17 protein-coding genes and 1 tRNA gene are annotated in these 13,895 nt (G+C 66.6%); 5 read left to right on the top strand and 13 right to left on the bottom strand.

What is annotated here, in order from left to right; genetic code table 11:
* Positions 1-36: 36 nt before the first annotated feature.
* The 6 genes from ASE64_RS06500 to ASE64_RS06525 all read right to left on the bottom strand — a co-directional run bounded on the left by ASE64_RS06500 (position 37) and on the right by ASE64_RS06525 (position 5,485).
* Entirely contained in the window at positions 37-858 is an 822-nt protein-coding gene (locus ASE64_RS06500; RefSeq protein WP_055777842.1) for a glycosyltransferase family 2 protein, read from the bottom strand.
* On the bottom strand, positions 855-1,880 hold the full coding sequence (locus tag ASE64_RS06505; RefSeq protein WP_055777845.1) for a glycosyltransferase: 1,026 nt from the start codon (positions 1,878-1,880) through the stop codon (positions 855-857). The genes ASE64_RS06500 and ASE64_RS06505 overlap by 4 nt, the downstream gene beginning before the upstream one ends.
* A complete protein-coding gene (locus ASE64_RS06510; RefSeq protein WP_055777848.1) occupies positions 1,877-2,953 on the bottom strand; it encodes a glycosyltransferase in 1,077 nt (358 codons plus the stop codon). The genes ASE64_RS06505 and ASE64_RS06510 overlap by 4 nt, the downstream gene beginning before the upstream one ends.
* A complete protein-coding gene (locus tag ASE64_RS06515; RefSeq protein ID WP_235480526.1) occupies positions 2,950-4,170 on the bottom strand; it encodes a glycosyltransferase family 1 protein in 1,221 nt (406 codons plus the stop codon). Before ASE64_RS06515 ends, ASE64_RS06510 begins: the two co-directional genes overlap by 4 nt.
* A gap of 128 nt (positions 4,171-4,298) precedes the next feature.
* Positions 4,299-4,610, bottom strand: a complete 312-nt coding sequence (locus ASE64_RS06520) for a hypothetical protein (protein ID WP_055777851.1) — start codon at positions 4,608-4,610, stop codon at positions 4,299-4,301.
* A 245-nt stretch (positions 4,611-4,855) separates the two neighbouring features.
* Entirely contained in the window at positions 4,856-5,485 is a 630-nt protein-coding gene (locus ASE64_RS06525) for a hypothetical protein (RefSeq protein WP_055777855.1), read from the bottom strand.
* A 57-nt stretch (positions 5,486-5,542) separates the two neighbouring features.
* On the opposite strand from ASE64_RS06525, the gene ASE64_RS06530 reads away from it, so the two are divergent.
* The 4 genes from ASE64_RS06530 to ASE64_RS06545 all read left to right on the top strand — a co-directional run bounded on the left by ASE64_RS06530 (position 5,543) and on the right by ASE64_RS06545 (position 8,461).
* A tRNA-Lys gene (locus tag ASE64_RS06530) sits at positions 5,543-5,615 on the top strand.
* 45 nt (positions 5,616-5,660) lie between these two features.
* Positions 5,661-6,548, top strand: coding sequence for an NAD-dependent epimerase/dehydratase family protein (locus ASE64_RS06535; protein ID WP_055777858.1), 888 nt, complete (start codon positions 5,661-5,663; stop codon positions 6,546-6,548).
* Between the two features lie 30 nt (positions 6,549-6,578).
* Entirely contained in the window at positions 6,579-7,298 is a 720-nt protein-coding gene (locus tag ASE64_RS06540) for a DUF4241 domain-containing protein (RefSeq protein ID WP_055777861.1), read from the top strand.
* Positions 7,295-8,461, top strand: coding sequence for a MarP family serine protease (locus ASE64_RS06545; protein ID WP_055777863.1), 1,167 nt, complete (start codon positions 7,295-7,297; stop codon positions 8,459-8,461). Before ASE64_RS06540 ends, ASE64_RS06545 begins: the two co-directional genes overlap by 4 nt.
* Positions 8,462-8,479: 18 nt before the next feature.
* Here ASE64_RS06545 and ASE64_RS06550 read toward each other — a convergent pair whose 3' ends face one another.
* Complete coding sequence (locus ASE64_RS06550; protein WP_156351684.1) at positions 8,480-8,809, bottom strand: hypothetical protein; 330 nt, start codon at positions 8,807-8,809, stop codon at positions 8,480-8,482.
* Positions 8,810-8,926: 117 nt separating this feature from the next.
* On the opposite strand from ASE64_RS06550, the gene ASE64_RS06555 reads away from it, so the two are divergent.
* Positions 8,927-9,715, top strand: coding sequence for an EI24 domain-containing protein (locus ASE64_RS06555; RefSeq protein ID WP_055777869.1), 789 nt, complete (start codon positions 8,927-8,929; stop codon positions 9,713-9,715).
* On the opposite strand, the gene ASE64_RS06560 is transcribed toward ASE64_RS06555, so the two are convergent.
* From ASE64_RS06560 to glyA, 6 genes are all read right to left on the bottom strand, one after another.
* Entirely contained in the window at positions 9,710-10,033 is a 324-nt protein-coding gene (locus tag ASE64_RS06560; RefSeq protein ID WP_055777872.1) for a DUF7882 family protein, read from the bottom strand. The genes ASE64_RS06555 and ASE64_RS06560 overlap by 6 nt on opposite strands.
* 142 nt (positions 10,034-10,175) lie before the next feature.
* Positions 10,176-10,430, bottom strand: a complete 255-nt coding sequence (locus tag ASE64_RS06565) for a hypothetical protein (RefSeq protein ID WP_055777875.1) — start codon at positions 10,428-10,430, stop codon at positions 10,176-10,178.
* 103 nt (positions 10,431-10,533) lie between these two features.
* Positions 10,534-11,451, bottom strand: coding sequence for an aldose 1-epimerase family protein (locus tag ASE64_RS06570; protein ID WP_055777878.1), 918 nt, complete (start codon positions 11,449-11,451; stop codon positions 10,534-10,536).
* A 64-nt stretch (positions 11,452-11,515) separates the two neighbouring features.
* Entirely contained in the window at positions 11,516-11,653 is a 138-nt protein-coding gene (locus ASE64_RS17360) for a hypothetical protein (RefSeq protein WP_156351685.1), read from the bottom strand.
* 42 nt (positions 11,654-11,695) lie between these two features.
* Entirely contained in the window at positions 11,696-12,580 is an 885-nt protein-coding gene (locus ASE64_RS06575; RefSeq protein ID WP_055777880.1) for a bifunctional methylenetetrahydrofolate dehydrogenase/methenyltetrahydrofolate cyclohydrolase, read from the bottom strand.
* Positions 12,577-13,860 carry a serine hydroxymethyltransferase gene (gene glyA / locus ASE64_RS06580; protein WP_055777883.1) on the bottom strand — a complete coding sequence of 428 codons (1,284 nt, stop codon included), beginning with the start codon at positions 13,858-13,860 and terminating at the stop codon, positions 12,577-12,579. Before glyA ends, ASE64_RS06575 begins: the two co-directional genes overlap by 4 nt.
* Positions 13,861-13,895 lie beyond the last annotated feature (35 nt).

Raw genomic sequence — 13,895 nt, forward strand, 5'->3', positions numbered from 1 at the left:
TGATTCGGCGCGGAGGCCGTGCCGGTTTGGTGGGTATCAGACCTTCTCGTACCCGTTGCGATTCTCACGGCGAGCAATGAGCCCGGCTTCTTCGAACGCCTCGAGCCAGCCGATCATCGGCCACCTGCCCCACCGGCGGTGGAACAGGGCAGCGTTGCGCAGGATGTCGTCGAGATGCGACACGGGAGGCGACTCGACGGCATGGTGCTGGTGATAGGCGCGGGCCGAACCGATCCACGCGAGCTCGATGTTCTTCTCGGCGGCACAGGCGGAGAAGTCCGTGTCCTCGCCTCCGTACCCGATGTAGGCCTCATCGAAGCCACCCATCGTCCTCCACGTCGCCGCCGTGACGGCGAACGACAGAGACCAGAAGAGGTCGTGGTCTCCCCCACGAATGACCGCGCCGGGTTCGGGGGCAGGGCGAGCCGCGTGCGGCGCGGCGAGCGTGTCGATGTCTGCGAGGTCGTAGCCGCCCTCGGGCGCCGGCGGGAGATAGGCCACGGGTCCGCACAGGATGTCTCCGCTCAGCTCGATGGAGCCGGCGGCGGCCTCGTAGGCGCCGATCAGCTCGGGACCGGGAACGCAGTCGACGTCGAGGAAGACGATCACATCGGCGCCACTGGTCAACGCGGCCTCCGCGCCGGCATTCCTCGCCGCAGCGATAGGCAGACCGAGCGGGTGCGCCGCGATCTGTATAACGCGCGCGCGGCTTTCAGCAGCCTGGGCGACAAGTTCATCGTCGACAGCAACGACCACGTAGTCGTCGGGCGGTCGGACGCTGCGGGCCACAGCCTGCATCTGCAGCGCCAGGTGGGCATGACGACCGTGTACGACGGTGACGACGGCCACGCGGCTCATGCGACCTCGGAGTCGACGGCAGGAGTGAGCTCGGACTCGATGACGGCCGCGGCCGTCCTGGCTCCACGCCCGTCGTTCCAGGTGGACCACCGATCACCATCGAGCGCAGCCGCCTCGTCGAGAAGCGCCTGCCACCCCGTCTCGGGAAAGTCCCACCGCACGATCGCGGGCCATCTGCTGCTGCCGGCCAGAACCGAGGCAGTGGTGACCTGCTCCTCGTGCGGTCGCGCCTCCGGAATCACGATCGCGGGACGACGGGCGGCGGCGACGTCCGCGAGCGCGTTCTGGCCCGCGTGAGTGACCACGACATCGGCCGAGCAGATCTCGGGCCACGGATCGTCGACCCATCGACCACCGCGGCTCCCCAGGACCGTCCAGTGCCAGTCGGGGGTCGACGTGCGCGCCGCGGAGATCGTCGACGCGTCGAGGGTGCTGCCTCCGGCACCGCCGAGAAGGAGGACGCGGCGCTGCCCCTCTGCTCCGAGCGCCGGACGACCCTCGTCGCCTCGCGAACCGAAGCGCGAGATCGCGCCCACACAGTGCAGACGACGTCGGGCGGGCGCGCTGAGACCGGAGATCATGCCCTCCGCCTCCTGCGGCCAGGCGGCGATGATCGCCGCCGAGACGTCGTAGCCGAGCTGATGCGCGTCATCTGCCCGAATCCCCGGAAGTGCCACCGAGATGACCGGCACCCCGAGAAGCCTGGCGAGAAGGGCGACCTCCACCGAGACATCCACGACGATGAGCTGCGGGTTCGTCTCCGCGATCCACTGCGAGAGCACGGCCATCCGACCCCTAAGCCCGGAATCGTGCAGGGGAACCCAGTGCAGCCGGCCTTGCGCGTCGACGTCTCGAGGCTCGATCGACTCGTCGTCGCGAGGCAGGTCGAGCCAGTCACCTCTCCACCCCTCCGGGCGCCGCTGCGACGACAGACCCACAACTGTCTCACGGAGCTCGGCGGCGATCGCGAGCGCCCGGTTGAGGTGGCCGCGGCCCTGATGGTGGATGTAGTAGCCGATCATGCGGCGATGTCCACATCGATCATGGAGTCGTAAAGACGCTCGTAGTCGTCGACCATGCGCTCGAGCGAACACGACGTGACCGCTCGATGCCGGGCATCGCTGCGTGAGAGTTGCGAGGCCCCCACCATCGCCTCGCCGAGTGCAACCACGTCTCCGGGCGGGGCCAGACGTCCGGAGAGCTCGTCGAGGATCTCAGGCACCCCGCCGCGTGCAAATGCGGCGACGGGGGTTCCGCAGGCCAACGATTCCGCCGCGACGAGGCCGTATGGCTCATCCCAGTTCGGCGTCACCACCGAGACACGAGCCCTGCCGACGGCTCGCATCAGCTCGTCATGTCGCAGATGCCCCAGGTAGCGGGTCCGGTCGTCGAGCAGAGGGGCGATCTCTGCGTCGAAGTAGCTCTGGTCGAGACTCGGGCCCGCGAGATCGATACTCATCCCCGCCTCCCGCGCGGCGTGGATCGCCAGGTGCGGCGCCTTCTCGGGAACGAGACGCCCGAACCAGATCGCCGCGTCGCCGCCGGGCCCGGGCATCCACCGCGCGGTGTCGACACCGTTGCGGATGACCGTGCTCTCGACCACGTGACGCCACGCTGTCGACGTGTGCATGCTCACGGAGGCATAGGCGAGGCTCGGAGCCGCCAACTTGGCCGCCGATTCGAGCCATGGCACAGGAGGAGTGTGCAGAGTCGTCACGAAAGGGAGCCCTGTCGCCTCCGCCATGGCGACGGGCAGGTGGTGGAGGCTGTTGTTGTGCACGATGTCGTAACGGCCCGGGTCTCGGTTCAGATCCAGCATCAGCTTGAGGTACGCGTGATGTTCGCGCATCCACTGCTCGGGTCGGGCGCCCACGTCGGCGCGGGCGGCGGGACTGCTACTGAATGGCTCGACGCCGAGTTCGGTGACTCCGAGAGCCGGATCGGAACCCGGAGCCGCGAAGAGGGTCACCTCGTGGCCGCGCCTGATCAGCTCGCTCGCCAAGCTGTGCGTGTGTGCTTCGAGCCCGCCCGCGAAGGGTTCCGCTACAGGGAACCGGCTCGAGGCGATCAGGCAGATGCGGAGAGGCCCCGTCATCGAAGCAGATCGCGGTAGAGCGCAGCGTGCGCGTCTGATACCGCCTCACGCTGGCGTCGACGCTCGTCGACCGTGATGGAGAAGGACGGTCGATCGTAGTAGGCCCGGCCGACCGCGCACCCGAGCGAGTCGGCGTCGAGGCCGTCGTCGTCGTGCAGGTAGAGCATCACCGGGGCCTGATCGCGGTAATAGCCGCATGTGGGCGCGAGCACGGCAGTACCCAGGTCACGGCAGGCCTCCAACCAGCCCGAATGGGTGCCGAAGCGGTAAGGCAACACCGAGAGATCGAGTGACGCGAGGTACTGCCACAGGTGCGCGTCATCGAAATAGTCGTGGATGCGCAGATCGATGCGGCCCGCCGCCGCCTCCTCGCGGAGAAGGTCGGCAAGGCCGGCGTCGTAACGCGGACCGGTGGGCTCGAGAAGATCGCGATGACCGTCGATCTGCAGGACAGCGTTCGGAAGACCGTTGATCGCGTCGAGCAGCGCACCGATGACCGGAATCGGATTCATGTTGGCGCGCAGGCTCTTGAGGTGCAGTCCGATGCGATATTCGGCGTGGTCTCGGTCGTGCTGGATGTCGATTCGAGCGCGCTGTATGTGGTGCATCGTCTCGAAGTCGACGACGTGCGGATGCGGCAGCACGATCGCGCGACGAGCCCAGCGGCGCTTGATCTCGTACGCGGCCCCGTCGGTCAGCGTGATGACCGCATCGGCCGCAGGAACGAGGACGTCGAGCTGAGCATCGTGCTCGGCTCGGTTTTCGTGATGCGGGTTGCGCAGGTCGTGCACCGTGTAGACGAGGGGCTTGCCGGCACGCCGCAGCTCGTCGACGAGGTCGCGCAGCTGCTCGGGCGTACGCGCATCGAAGCCGAACTGCAGATGGAAGACATCGAACTCGTCGGCGTGAGCACGTACCCACTCGGCGTCGAGCATGACGGGCGGCCACCATCGCTGCAGAGCCGACCGGGAGGGATCGTCGGGATCGGGGTCGGCGAGCCGGGTGACGCGCACGCCGCCGTCTCGGGACGCTGCCGCGGGCCCGCCCGGCTGGGCGACGTCGCCGTCGATCGGTGAGATGTGACGCACGTAGACGTGGGATGCCGGTACCGATGCCACACGCACCGACTGAGGCTCGGCAGCGGCAAAAGAAGCGCGATGGGGCAACTTCTCGGAGGCAGAGCCATCTCGGCCCGACTGCGAAAGAAGGCTCGTCATATGCGCCTCCGTTCCATGGGTTGGTGCGCCGCTGAAGTGGTCACTCGGGCGCCCTTCAGCATGTCACTCGATTGCGAGGCGCAAATTGACCCTTGCCAAACGGTCGACGCTGCCCTACACGTTTTCGATCAGAGTCGCCGTCTGCTCGCGATCACGATCGAGCCGACGACAGCAAGAGCTTCAGCCGCCGCCGCGACGATGCGCAGGTGCAACCAGGGACCGACCGGAATCGTCGGGAGCCCGAACGGAAGCTCGATGGGTGCGACGGTGCTCGACACCGTCAGGGCGAGTCCCACCACCGACGCGGCGGTCACGACGAACGCAGACCACCGGCGGGGCCGAACGAGGATGAGGATGGCGAGGATCACGTTCGCTGCCGCAGCGACTCGAAAGAACTGACCGACGGAGGCGACGAAGCCGTTCTCGAGCCGCGTCTGCACGAGATCGAATTGGGGAGCCGAGCCAGAAATACACCACCGCGTTCACCGCGAGGGCGAGAGCGGTCCAGATGACGGCGGCGACGCGAAATGCCATGACAATCAGCCTGCCTGGTCACTCGGTCTCGAGGCTTTCGGTCAGAAGTAGTGCCAGGCCGCGGAACGCCTCTCGGCGGAAGGCCGTTCGTAACGGCGGAAATTGGAGCCCGGGGTTACCACGGCCCGGCGAGATACGACTTTACCCGACTTCAGTCGAGACTGTCCGTTCTCCACAATTTTGCGCAGATAGCGAACTCCGACGCTGTCTCCGCGAAGCGATTGGCGCGTACCGTGAACTCCGACGCCCGCTCGGCCGAATCCGATTCTGTGTCGTCGGCCTCGGCGGCTGCGCCGAGAGACATGATCCGGCAGAAGGCGGCAGCCCTTTCGAGAGCCACGGCGAAGTCGCCGTCGAAGATGCCACGCAGAATCTGGTCGGCGAGGTCGGTGATCTCCTTCGGCCCCGTCGGAGAGGTCGCACCGGCGACCACCGGGTCGATGGTGATGCTCAGTTCGCTGCCCTTCTGGAACAGAAAGCTCGACTGCTCGGGATCTTGTCGGATCAGGGCGCGAAGCAGGTAGATGCGCCAGAGCGCACCGGGAAGGCTGTGAGACGACGCCCGAGACCAGAGTTCGGCTATCGCATCGATGCCGTGCAGGTCGGTGTACTCGATGAGTCTGTCGATGACGCCGGGGTCTGGATCTGCGCGGACCCGGCCCAGCAGCGCGCTGGCGGTGTCATGCGCGAGACGCGAGATCTGGGCGGGATCCTCGCCTCCCTTGAACGCCTCGAACTCCGATCCGCCGAAGAGTGCGGGTTTGCGATACTCGCTTGTCATGCATCCATCCTGCCTCGGTTAGATGAGAGCGCAAAGACACGCTAGATTAGTCGCTGCGGGCCTCTAGCTCAGTTGGTAGAGCATCGGACTTTTAATCCGCGGGTCGCCGGTTCGAGCCCGGCGGGGCCCACCGTATTCACGGCTTTTCCGCATCGATTGCGCGACGAGGAGCCCTATGAAGATCACCATCACCGGCGGCGCCGGTTTCGTGGGCCGCCACCTCGCCGAGAGATTCGCGCCAGACGACGTCGTGCTCGTCTCTCGCCGAACCGGCACCGACATCACCGATGTCGATGCTCTGGCCGCCTCATTCGCCGGCTGCGGCGCTGTGGCGCACTGCGCGGGTATCAACCGAGAGATCGGCGACCAGAGCTATGAGAAGGTGCACATCGAAGGCACCCGCTCGGTGATCGAGGCAGCCAAGCGTGCCGGTGTCTCCCGCATCGTGATGCTCAGCTTCCTGCGAGCCAGGCCGGAGTGCGGGTCGGCGTATCACGAGTCGAAATGGGCCGCCGAAGAGCTGGTCCGTTCGAGCGGCCTCGAGTTCACCGTGCTGAAGGCGGGAATGATCTACGGTCACGGCGATCACCTCGTCGATCACCTCAGCCACTCCGTTCAGACTCTGCCCCTCTTCGCGACAGTCGGACTGCGCGAGAAGAGCATCCGGCCGATTCCGGTGAGCGAGATGGTCGACGTGCTCGTGGCGTCCGTCGAGGGGCGCCTGCCTAACGCGACCTTCGCGGTGACAGGGCACGAAGAACTGTTGCTGAGCGAGGCCGTGCGACGCGTATCGCGCATTGTCGGCCGTCGCGTGGCGGTCGTTCCGTCACCGGTGTGGGCGATTCGCGCGATCGCGCAACTCACGGAGTGGACGATGAAAGTGCCCCTGATCGCGAAAGCCCAGGCGACGATGCTGGCCGAGGGTGTGTCGATCGCGGCTCCCCCGACGCCGGAGCTGCCAGTCGAGCTGCAACCGCGGCTCGATTTCTCGGCGGAACAGATCCGCAGAGCACTGCCTCCGCGCGGAGGTTTCGGGTTCAGCGATCTCCTCATCGCCAGGTAGATCCACACCCCGTGCTGGCATCATTGTCGGGTGCAGCTCTCCGACTTCTTCGCCCTCACCTCCGGTCCGGCCCCGCTCGTGACGGGCTCTCGGGGTGAACTGTCGGTGCACGATCTCGGCACCCTGCGTGTTCCCTCGGGCTCTCTCGGGGCGGCTGACCCCTTCGTCGCCCTCGACATGCCCATCACGGTGCCGATTCCGCCAGGCGACTACCGCGTCTCGACCACGATCGCGGATGTGTCGACCGAACAAGACGGCTCGCACCTGCGTGAGGCATATCTGTCGTTGATCGTCTCCGACGCAGTAACAGCCTCCGTCGAACCCGTGCCCGGCCCCGACGGTCCCCCCGAACACGGCTCGTTCTTCGGAGTCGCCGTCGATGCCGGCACGGTCGCGTTCTTCGACGCCGCCGCCGTCGAGTCGTCGATGCCGGGCGAAGCCGACGACTGGTACGACGAGGTGTTCGATACGGGCGAGCCAGGGTCGTGGTTCGACACCATGGACTCTGAGACGCCGCTCAGGGCGGGCACCGCGAACATCGAGATGCCGCTCGCTCGCGCCGGTGAGAACGTCATCCTCGCGCACTCGGGCTGGGGCGACGGGTTCTATCCCGTCGTTCAGACCTGGGATGCCGACGGCCGCCTCACAGGCGTGCATATCGATCTGCAGGTGGTCGGCTCGGCACCCGATCCGGAGCCTTCGTCGCCACAAACGAGCTGGGTCTCCCGCGTGAAAGGCTTCCTCAGGTGATCGACGTCATCGTCGTCATCGTGCTCATCGCCGGCGCCGTGACGGGCTACCGTCTGGGCCTCGTGAGATCGCTGCTCGGACTCGCCGGTGTGATCGCGGGAGGAGTGGGTGCGTACTTCGCGATCCCGCCCGTGGTCGCCTGGATCTCCGAGCCGGAATGGCGGATCGCCGGCGTCATCGGAACGGCTTTTGTCCTGGTCACCGTGGGGTACCTGCTCGGCGCCACGATCGGACGACTGATCGGGCGGGGCGTGGCGAAGGCGAAACTCCGCTTCGTCGACCGCGGTCTGGGGTTCATCGGCAGCGGCATCGCTGCAGCCCTCGTCGTGGTGACCGTCGCGTCAGGGGTCTCGACTCTCGGCGTCGTCCCGCTCACTCAGGCCGTGGCATCATCGTCGATTCTGCGAACCATCGACGGCCTCGTTCCGCCCCAGGTGACGACTTTCCTGGCCCAGTTGCGCACGGCCGCGGTCACAGACGGAGCCCCGTGGGTCATCGACGCTCTGGGTGCGCCGACCACGGCTCCGTCCATTCCGACGATCAGCACCGACAGCCCTGCGCTCACTGCTGCGGCCCGATCGATCGTTCGCATCACGGGCACTGCATACGAGTGCGGCGTCACGATGTCGGGAAGCGGTTTCGCGATCGCGCCCGATCGGGTCGTCACGAACGCCCACGTGGTTGCGGGGATCTCCGAGCCCGTGGTCGAGGTCCCGGGACAATCTCCGCGATCGGGGCGCATCGTCTACTTCGACCCGGCTGCGGATCTGGCGGTGATCGCGGTCGACGGCCTGCCGGCGGACGCGCTTGAGTTGGCCGAGACGCTTCCGCCCACGAGCCCCGCGGTCGTCGCCGGCTACCCCTTCGGCGGCCCCTTCTCCATCGCCGGGGCCGAGGTCTTGGCGGCCGGTCCCCTGCAGCTGATCGCAGACGGCACGGCCGGGGCCACGCGGGATGCCTACACGCTGGCGGCCGATATCGAGCCAGGCAACTCGGGGGGCCCGCTTCTCACGGTCGATGGTCGCGTTGCCGGCGTGGTCTTCGCTCGGGCCAGCACGGTGAGCAATGTCGGTTACGCCCTCACGATGCAGGAGCTCTCTCCCGTGGCAGCGCAGGCGCCGGGTCTCACAGCGCCTGTCAGCACCGGGGCGTGCTCCGCCTGACCCTGGTGGCCTCCGTCGTCAGAAGACGTCGTAGTCGAGGCTCGCCTTGCCGTTGCCGCTGTCGATACGCGCCGTGTTCTCGTGCGACTGCGCCTGCTCACGCACGCGCTCCGCGACACCCTGGGTCTCGGGCTCGGCGTACGACACGGTTTCGTGCTGGCTCATGATCTGGCTGGTCGGGCCCAGTACGAGCGACACCGGGGTCGGCGCGCCGTCGGCGTCGAAGCCGGGAACCACCAGAACCTGATTGCGCCGGTTGCGCGGAACGGTAGCCGCGAAGTGCACGAGCGCATCGGCCACCTCGTCACTCGTGACGAACGTCCCACCGGCGTAACTCATCTTCTTCATCTCTTGAGGGTCGCGCATTCCGGCCGCTCGGACCCGGGCATTGTGATCGACGCCTTACTGAGGTAACAGAGTGCAGGACTACCCTTCGGCGGCGCGTGCCCCGTACGATGAAGTCCCATGTCGCCCGCTCCCGCTCGAAGCGCCGTCCGCCAATTCTTCGACGGGGTCGCCTATCTCGGGCGCGGGCTGAAGATGTGGGGTAGCGACCCTCGCCTGATGCTCTTCGGCGCTCTGCCGGCGCTCATCGTCGCCGCGGTCTATCTCGCCGTGCTCGTCGTGCTCTTCGTCAACGCCGCGACGCTGGCCGAGTGGGCCACACCCTTCGCCGACGAATGGGACGAGGGCTGGCGAACCACCCTGCGCGTGACCGCCGTGATCGCATTCCTCGCCCTCGGCGCCCTCCTCGTGGTGTACACGTACACCGCGATCACACTCGTGGTCGGCGATCCGTTCTACGAGAAGATCTGGCGAAGCGTGGAGAACCGTCTTGGCGGGATCCCCGACGAGGTAGAGACGGCATTCTGGCCATCTGTTCTGCGCGGAATCCTCGATGCACTGCGCATCCTGTTGGCGACCTTGCTCATCGGCATCTGTCTGTTCGCGCTGGGATTCATCCCCGTGCTCGGCCAGACGGTCGTTCCAGTGCTCGGCGCAGCGGTGGCCGGCTGGTTCCTCGCCCTCGAGCTCACGGGCAAGGCGTTCGAAGCCCGGGGTCGAACGCTGCGGCAGAGGAGACGGGCGCTTGCGGCCATGAGGCCCACCGCGCTCGGCTTCGGAATCGCGAGTTACCTCGTGTTCCTCATTCCGTTCGGGGCAGTGTTCGTTATGCCCGCCGCGGTGGCCGGTGGTGCGCTGCTCTCTCGGCAGGCCCTCGCCGACGACGCTGGCAGCGCGGGCGCGCTATGAGCCGCTGGATTCGCCGTGCTCGTCGGGCTCCGGCACCGGTCTGAGCCCGCCCGTGCTGTTCGCAGCGAGCATGAGGTCTTCGATCCATACCCGGTTGAGCGCCGGAGACTTGTTTCCGTAGAAACGGAAGTGAAGCGGAATCGACGGGTGCACCCAGATGGTGCTGCGGCCGCTGCCTTCTTCTGTTCCGTGCTCCCACGAGAGCATAAAGGCCTCGTTGCGACGCAGCTTCGTCGAGATCACGACTTTGAGGTGAGCAAGCAGCCGATCCTCGAACTCGACGTCTGTATCTCCGGTGCCGTAGATCAGTCTGCCCATATGAAAAAACGTCCGTTCCTGACAAAGGGCCCACGCAGATCCAATTCCACGTGAGCTCCCTCACCAAGGTAGTCGCTCAAAATGCTCCGTTTTCAGGGTTGCCAATAGGGAACCACTTGTGCGAAGCGATCCAGATGTGCGACTAGCGCGAGAGTGCGTAGAGCGCGCTCTTCGCGTCGTCTGCGGTCTTGTACAAACCACACACGTTGCCATAGGCATCCGTCAACTTCGCCGGATGTCCGGGCAGACCCTGCACCATTCCGGCGAATCGTCCGTCGCGGCGGGCGAGCCATACCCCGTCGAAGACGAGCTGCCAGCGGAGGTGGGTCGTGGCACTATCTGTGACGGAGCCGGGTGCCGTCGGCGCCGACGGCATGCTGTCGATAACGAGAGACATTAATCCACTCCTTTCAGAGTTGCTTGATGCCTTCAGGCTAGGTGTGGACACCACCCCCCAACAAGGGGTTTACGGCACCCCCGTCACCCGCTACGGGCGCCCGTCAGGACGCGGCACGATAGCGGACACCCCAGCTGAGCATCCATGATGCTCCCGGTTCGATCCAGCGAAGGCCCTCCCCCGTGTTGAAGGCGTTGGCCGGGGCTGTCATGGGTTCGAGAGCGACAGCCATCCCTGTTCCGGTCTCGAAGGGGAACTCCCGGGGGTTGTACGCCTGTACGTACGCGAAGTTGAGGTCGGTCCACAATTCGACCCGCTGCCCGTCGGGCGAGACGAGCGAATGGATGTTCTGTCCCCCCGTTCCGGTCAACGAACCGAACGCGTGGTTGAGGTCGAGGTCAGACAGATGGCGACCGGCCCGCAGATCGAGTCCGGCATCCTCGACCGAGACCTCGGCGGTCGGTATGAACGCGTCGTCGTACTCGAAGACCGTGTCGGCCGCGAGGGTGAGGGTCAGATCCTCGGTCGGGACGGAGCCGATGACGAAGTACGGGTGTGCCCCGACGGCCACCGGCGCTGGAGCATCCGACTCGTTCGTGATTGCGTGAGTGACGGTGAGACCGGCTTCGCTGAGCTCGTAGCTCACCGAGGTGTCGAGCAGGAACGGGTAGCCGTGCTGCGGGAACACGCGGGCGTTCAATGTCAGAAAGCCCTCCCCCTGCTCGGCAACCGTGTACGCCGTATTGCGCAGGAGGCCGTGCGTGGCATTGCCGGTGGAGGGCTCGGTGATGTCGAGTTGCTGCTTGACCCCGTCGAGCACCCAGGCTCCGTGTGCGATGCGATTCGGCCAGGGAACGAGCACGATGCCCTGGCCCATGGGCGGCAGCGACTGCTCGGGGTACTCACGAACCACCTCGACGCCGTTCAGCACGAGGCCACGAAGACCCGCCGCCAGCTCGGTGATCGTTGCTCGGGAATCGCCGAATTCGACGGAATACTGGGTGCCTGTCGCTGCTCTCACGAGACAAGCCTACGGTGTCGCCCGGCCCCGGGCATCCGGATGCCGGAGCCGGGCGACTCGCGGGTCAGGCGGCGGGCGCCGGCCCGTCGGTCGGCTCGGCGTCTGTCGGCAGAGACTCCTCGATCTCCTCGAGGACAGTGTCCTCTTTCTCGCCGGCCGTCTTCTTGCCCGGATCGCGAGGGATGGGATGTTCGTTCGTCATACGTTCCTCCTTCTGTGGTGGGATCGTGCTCTCGTACCGCGACTACGGCGTCGCGGCATCGACCACGTTCTGTACGAGCAGAGCCCGAGTCATCGGACCCACTCCGCCGGGAACCGGTGACAGGAACCCGGCCACGTCTGCGACGCCAGGATCGACGTCGCCTCGCAGCTTCGCCTTGCCGGTCTCGGCATCGACGACCCGGCTGATGCCCACATCGAGTACCGCCGCGCCGGGCTTGATCCATTCGGCCTTGATGAGCCCGGGCACGCCGACGGCCGCGATGACGATGTCGGCACGACGCACCTCGGCCTCGAGGTCACGCGTGCGGGAGTGGGTGAGCGTGACGGTTGCGTCGATGCCCTTGCGCGTGAGCAGAAGACCCAATGGGCGACCGACCGTGAGCCCGCGACCCACGATCACCACGTGGTGACCGCTCAGCGGAATGTCGTATCGACGCAGGATCTCCACGATTCCGGCGGGGGTGCACGGAAGCGGAGCGCGCCGACCGGCGCTCGACGCGGGGTCGACCGTGAGCACGAGACGCCCCAGATTGGTCGGGTGCAGCCCGTCGGCGTCCTTGGCCGGATCGATGAGCTCGAGCATGGCGTTCTCGTCGATGCCGTTCGGCAACGGAAGCTGCACGATATAGCCCGTCACGAGCGGATCGGCATTCAGCGCAGCGATGGCGTCGCGCACGTCTTGCTCGCTCGCCGTGGCCGGCAGGTCGACCCTGATCGACTCGATGCCGACCTCGGCACAGTCTCGGTGCTTGCCCGCCACGTACGAACGGGATGCCGGGTCGTCGCCGACCAGGAGCGTGCCGAGGCCGGGGTGGATGCCCTGCTTCTTCAGCTCGAGGACGCGCTGCGCGAGCTCGGACTTGATGGCCGAGGCTGTGGCGACACCGTCGAGGACGACGGCCGTCACTGGACGAGGCCCGGGTAGAGGGGGAACGCGCCGGTCAGGGCCGAGACGCGAGTGCGCAGGGCAGCCGTGTCGGCACCCGGCTTGAGCGCCTCTGCGATGATGTCGGCGACCTCGGTGAACTCGACGTCTCCGAAACCGCGGGTTGCGAGCGCGGGCGTTCCGATGCGCAGCCCGGAGGTGACCATCGGGGGGCGGGGATCGAAGGGCACGGAGTTGCGGTTGACCGTGATGCCCACCTCGTGAAGGACGTCTTCGGCCTGCTGTCCGTCGAGTGGCGAATTGCGCAGATCCGCGAGCACGAGGTGCACCTCGGTTCCGCCCGTGAGCACGTCGACGCCACCGGCGCGTGAGTCTTCCGCGGTCAGGCGCTCGGCGACGATGCGGGCACCATCGATGGTGCGCTGCTGGCGATCGCGGAACTCCGGCTCGGCGGCGAGCTTGAACGCCGTCGCCTTCGCGGCGATGACGTGCATGAGCGGACCGCCCTGCTGGCCGGGGAAGACGTTCGAATTGAGCTTCTTGGCGAGTTCGGTGTCGCGGCTGATGATGAAGCCGGAGCGCGGACCGCCAATGGTCTTGTGCACGGTCGACGAGACGACGTCGGCGAAGGGAACCGGCGACGGGTGGAGGCCTGCGGCGACGAGCCCGGCGAAGTGGGCCATGTCGACCCACAGCTTGGCGCCGACCTCGTCGGCGATGGCGCGGAAGGCAGCGAAGTCGAGGTGGCGCGGGTACGCCGACCATCCGGCGATGATGACCTGCGGGCGGTGCTCGAGCGCCTTGTCGCGCACCACGTTCATGTCGACGAGGAATGTCTCGGGGTCGACCCCGTATGAGACGGCGTTGTAGAGCTTGCCCGAGAAGTTCAGCTTCATTCCGTGGGTGAGGTGGCCGCCGTGGCTCAGCTCGAGTCCGAGGATGGTGTCTCCGGGGGTGGCGATCGCCGAGAGAACGGCCGCGTTCGCCGTGGCGCCGGAGTGCGGCTGCACGTTGGCGTACTCCGCACCGAAAAGGCTCTTGGCCCGAGCGATGGCCAGCTCTTCCGCGATGTCGACGAACTCGCAGCCGCCGTAGTAGCGGCGGCCGGGATAGCCCTCGGCGTACTTGTTCGTGAGAACCGATCCCTGCGACTGCAGCACGGCACGCGGAACGAAGTTCTCGCTGGCGATCATCTCGAGCGTGTCGCGCTGGCGACCGAGTTCCTTCTCGAGAACGGCGTAGATCTCGGGATCGACCGATTCGAGGGGCTCGTTGAACGAGGAAGACGTGTGATCAGACAAGGCTGGCTCCTAAAGTGACAGAAACGGAAAAGTTG

The sequence above is a fragment of the Agreia sp. Leaf210 genome, from assembly GCF_001421485.1.
In the GTDB taxonomy this organism is placed as follows: domain Bacteria; phylum Actinomycetota; class Actinomycetes; order Actinomycetales; family Microbacteriaceae; genus Agreia.

What these genes read in the sequence shown, in the direction of transcription:
- ASE64_RS06555 (WP_055777869.1), top strand. Translation starts at nt 8,927, where the DNA reads ATGTCGCCCGCTCCCGCTCGAAGCGCCGTCCGCCAATTCTTCGACGGG.
- ASE64_RS06565 (WP_055777875.1), bottom strand. Translation starts at nt 10,430, where the DNA reads ATGTCTCTCGTTATCGACAGCATGCCGTCGGCGCCGACGGCACCCGGC.
- ASE64_RS06510 (WP_055777848.1), bottom strand. Translation starts at nt 2,953, where the DNA reads ATGACGGGGCCTCTCCGCATCTGCCTGATCGCCTCGAGCCGGTTCCCT.
- ASE64_RS06525 (WP_055777855.1), bottom strand. Translation starts at nt 5,485, where the DNA reads ATGACAAGCGAGTATCGCAAACCCGCACTCTTCGGCGGATCGGAGTTC.
- ASE64_RS06500 (WP_055777842.1), bottom strand. Translation starts at nt 858, where the DNA reads ATGAGCCGCGTGGCCGTCGTCACCGTCGTACACGGTCGTCATGCCCAC.
- ASE64_RS06535 (WP_055777858.1), top strand. Translation starts at nt 5,661, where the DNA reads ATGAAGATCACCATCACCGGCGGCGCCGGTTTCGTGGGCCGCCACCTC.
- ASE64_RS06505 (WP_055777845.1), bottom strand. Translation starts at nt 1,880, where the DNA reads ATGATCGGCTACTACATCCACCATCAGGGCCGCGGCCACCTCAACCGG.
- ASE64_RS17360 (WP_156351685.1), bottom strand. Translation starts at nt 11,653, where the DNA reads ATGACGAACGAACATCCCATCCCTCGCGATCCGGGCAAGAAGACGGCC.
- ASE64_RS06560 (WP_055777872.1), bottom strand. Translation starts at nt 10,033, where the DNA reads ATGGGCAGACTGATCTACGGCACCGGAGATACAGACGTCGAGTTCGAG.
- ASE64_RS06515 (WP_235480526.1), bottom strand. Translation starts at nt 4,170, where the DNA reads ATGACGAGCCTTCTTTCGCAGTCGGGCCGAGATGGCTCTGCCTCCGAG.
- ASE64_RS06550 (WP_156351684.1), bottom strand. Translation starts at nt 8,809, where the DNA reads ATGAAGAAGATGAGTTACGCCGGTGGGACGTTCGTCACGAGTGACGAG.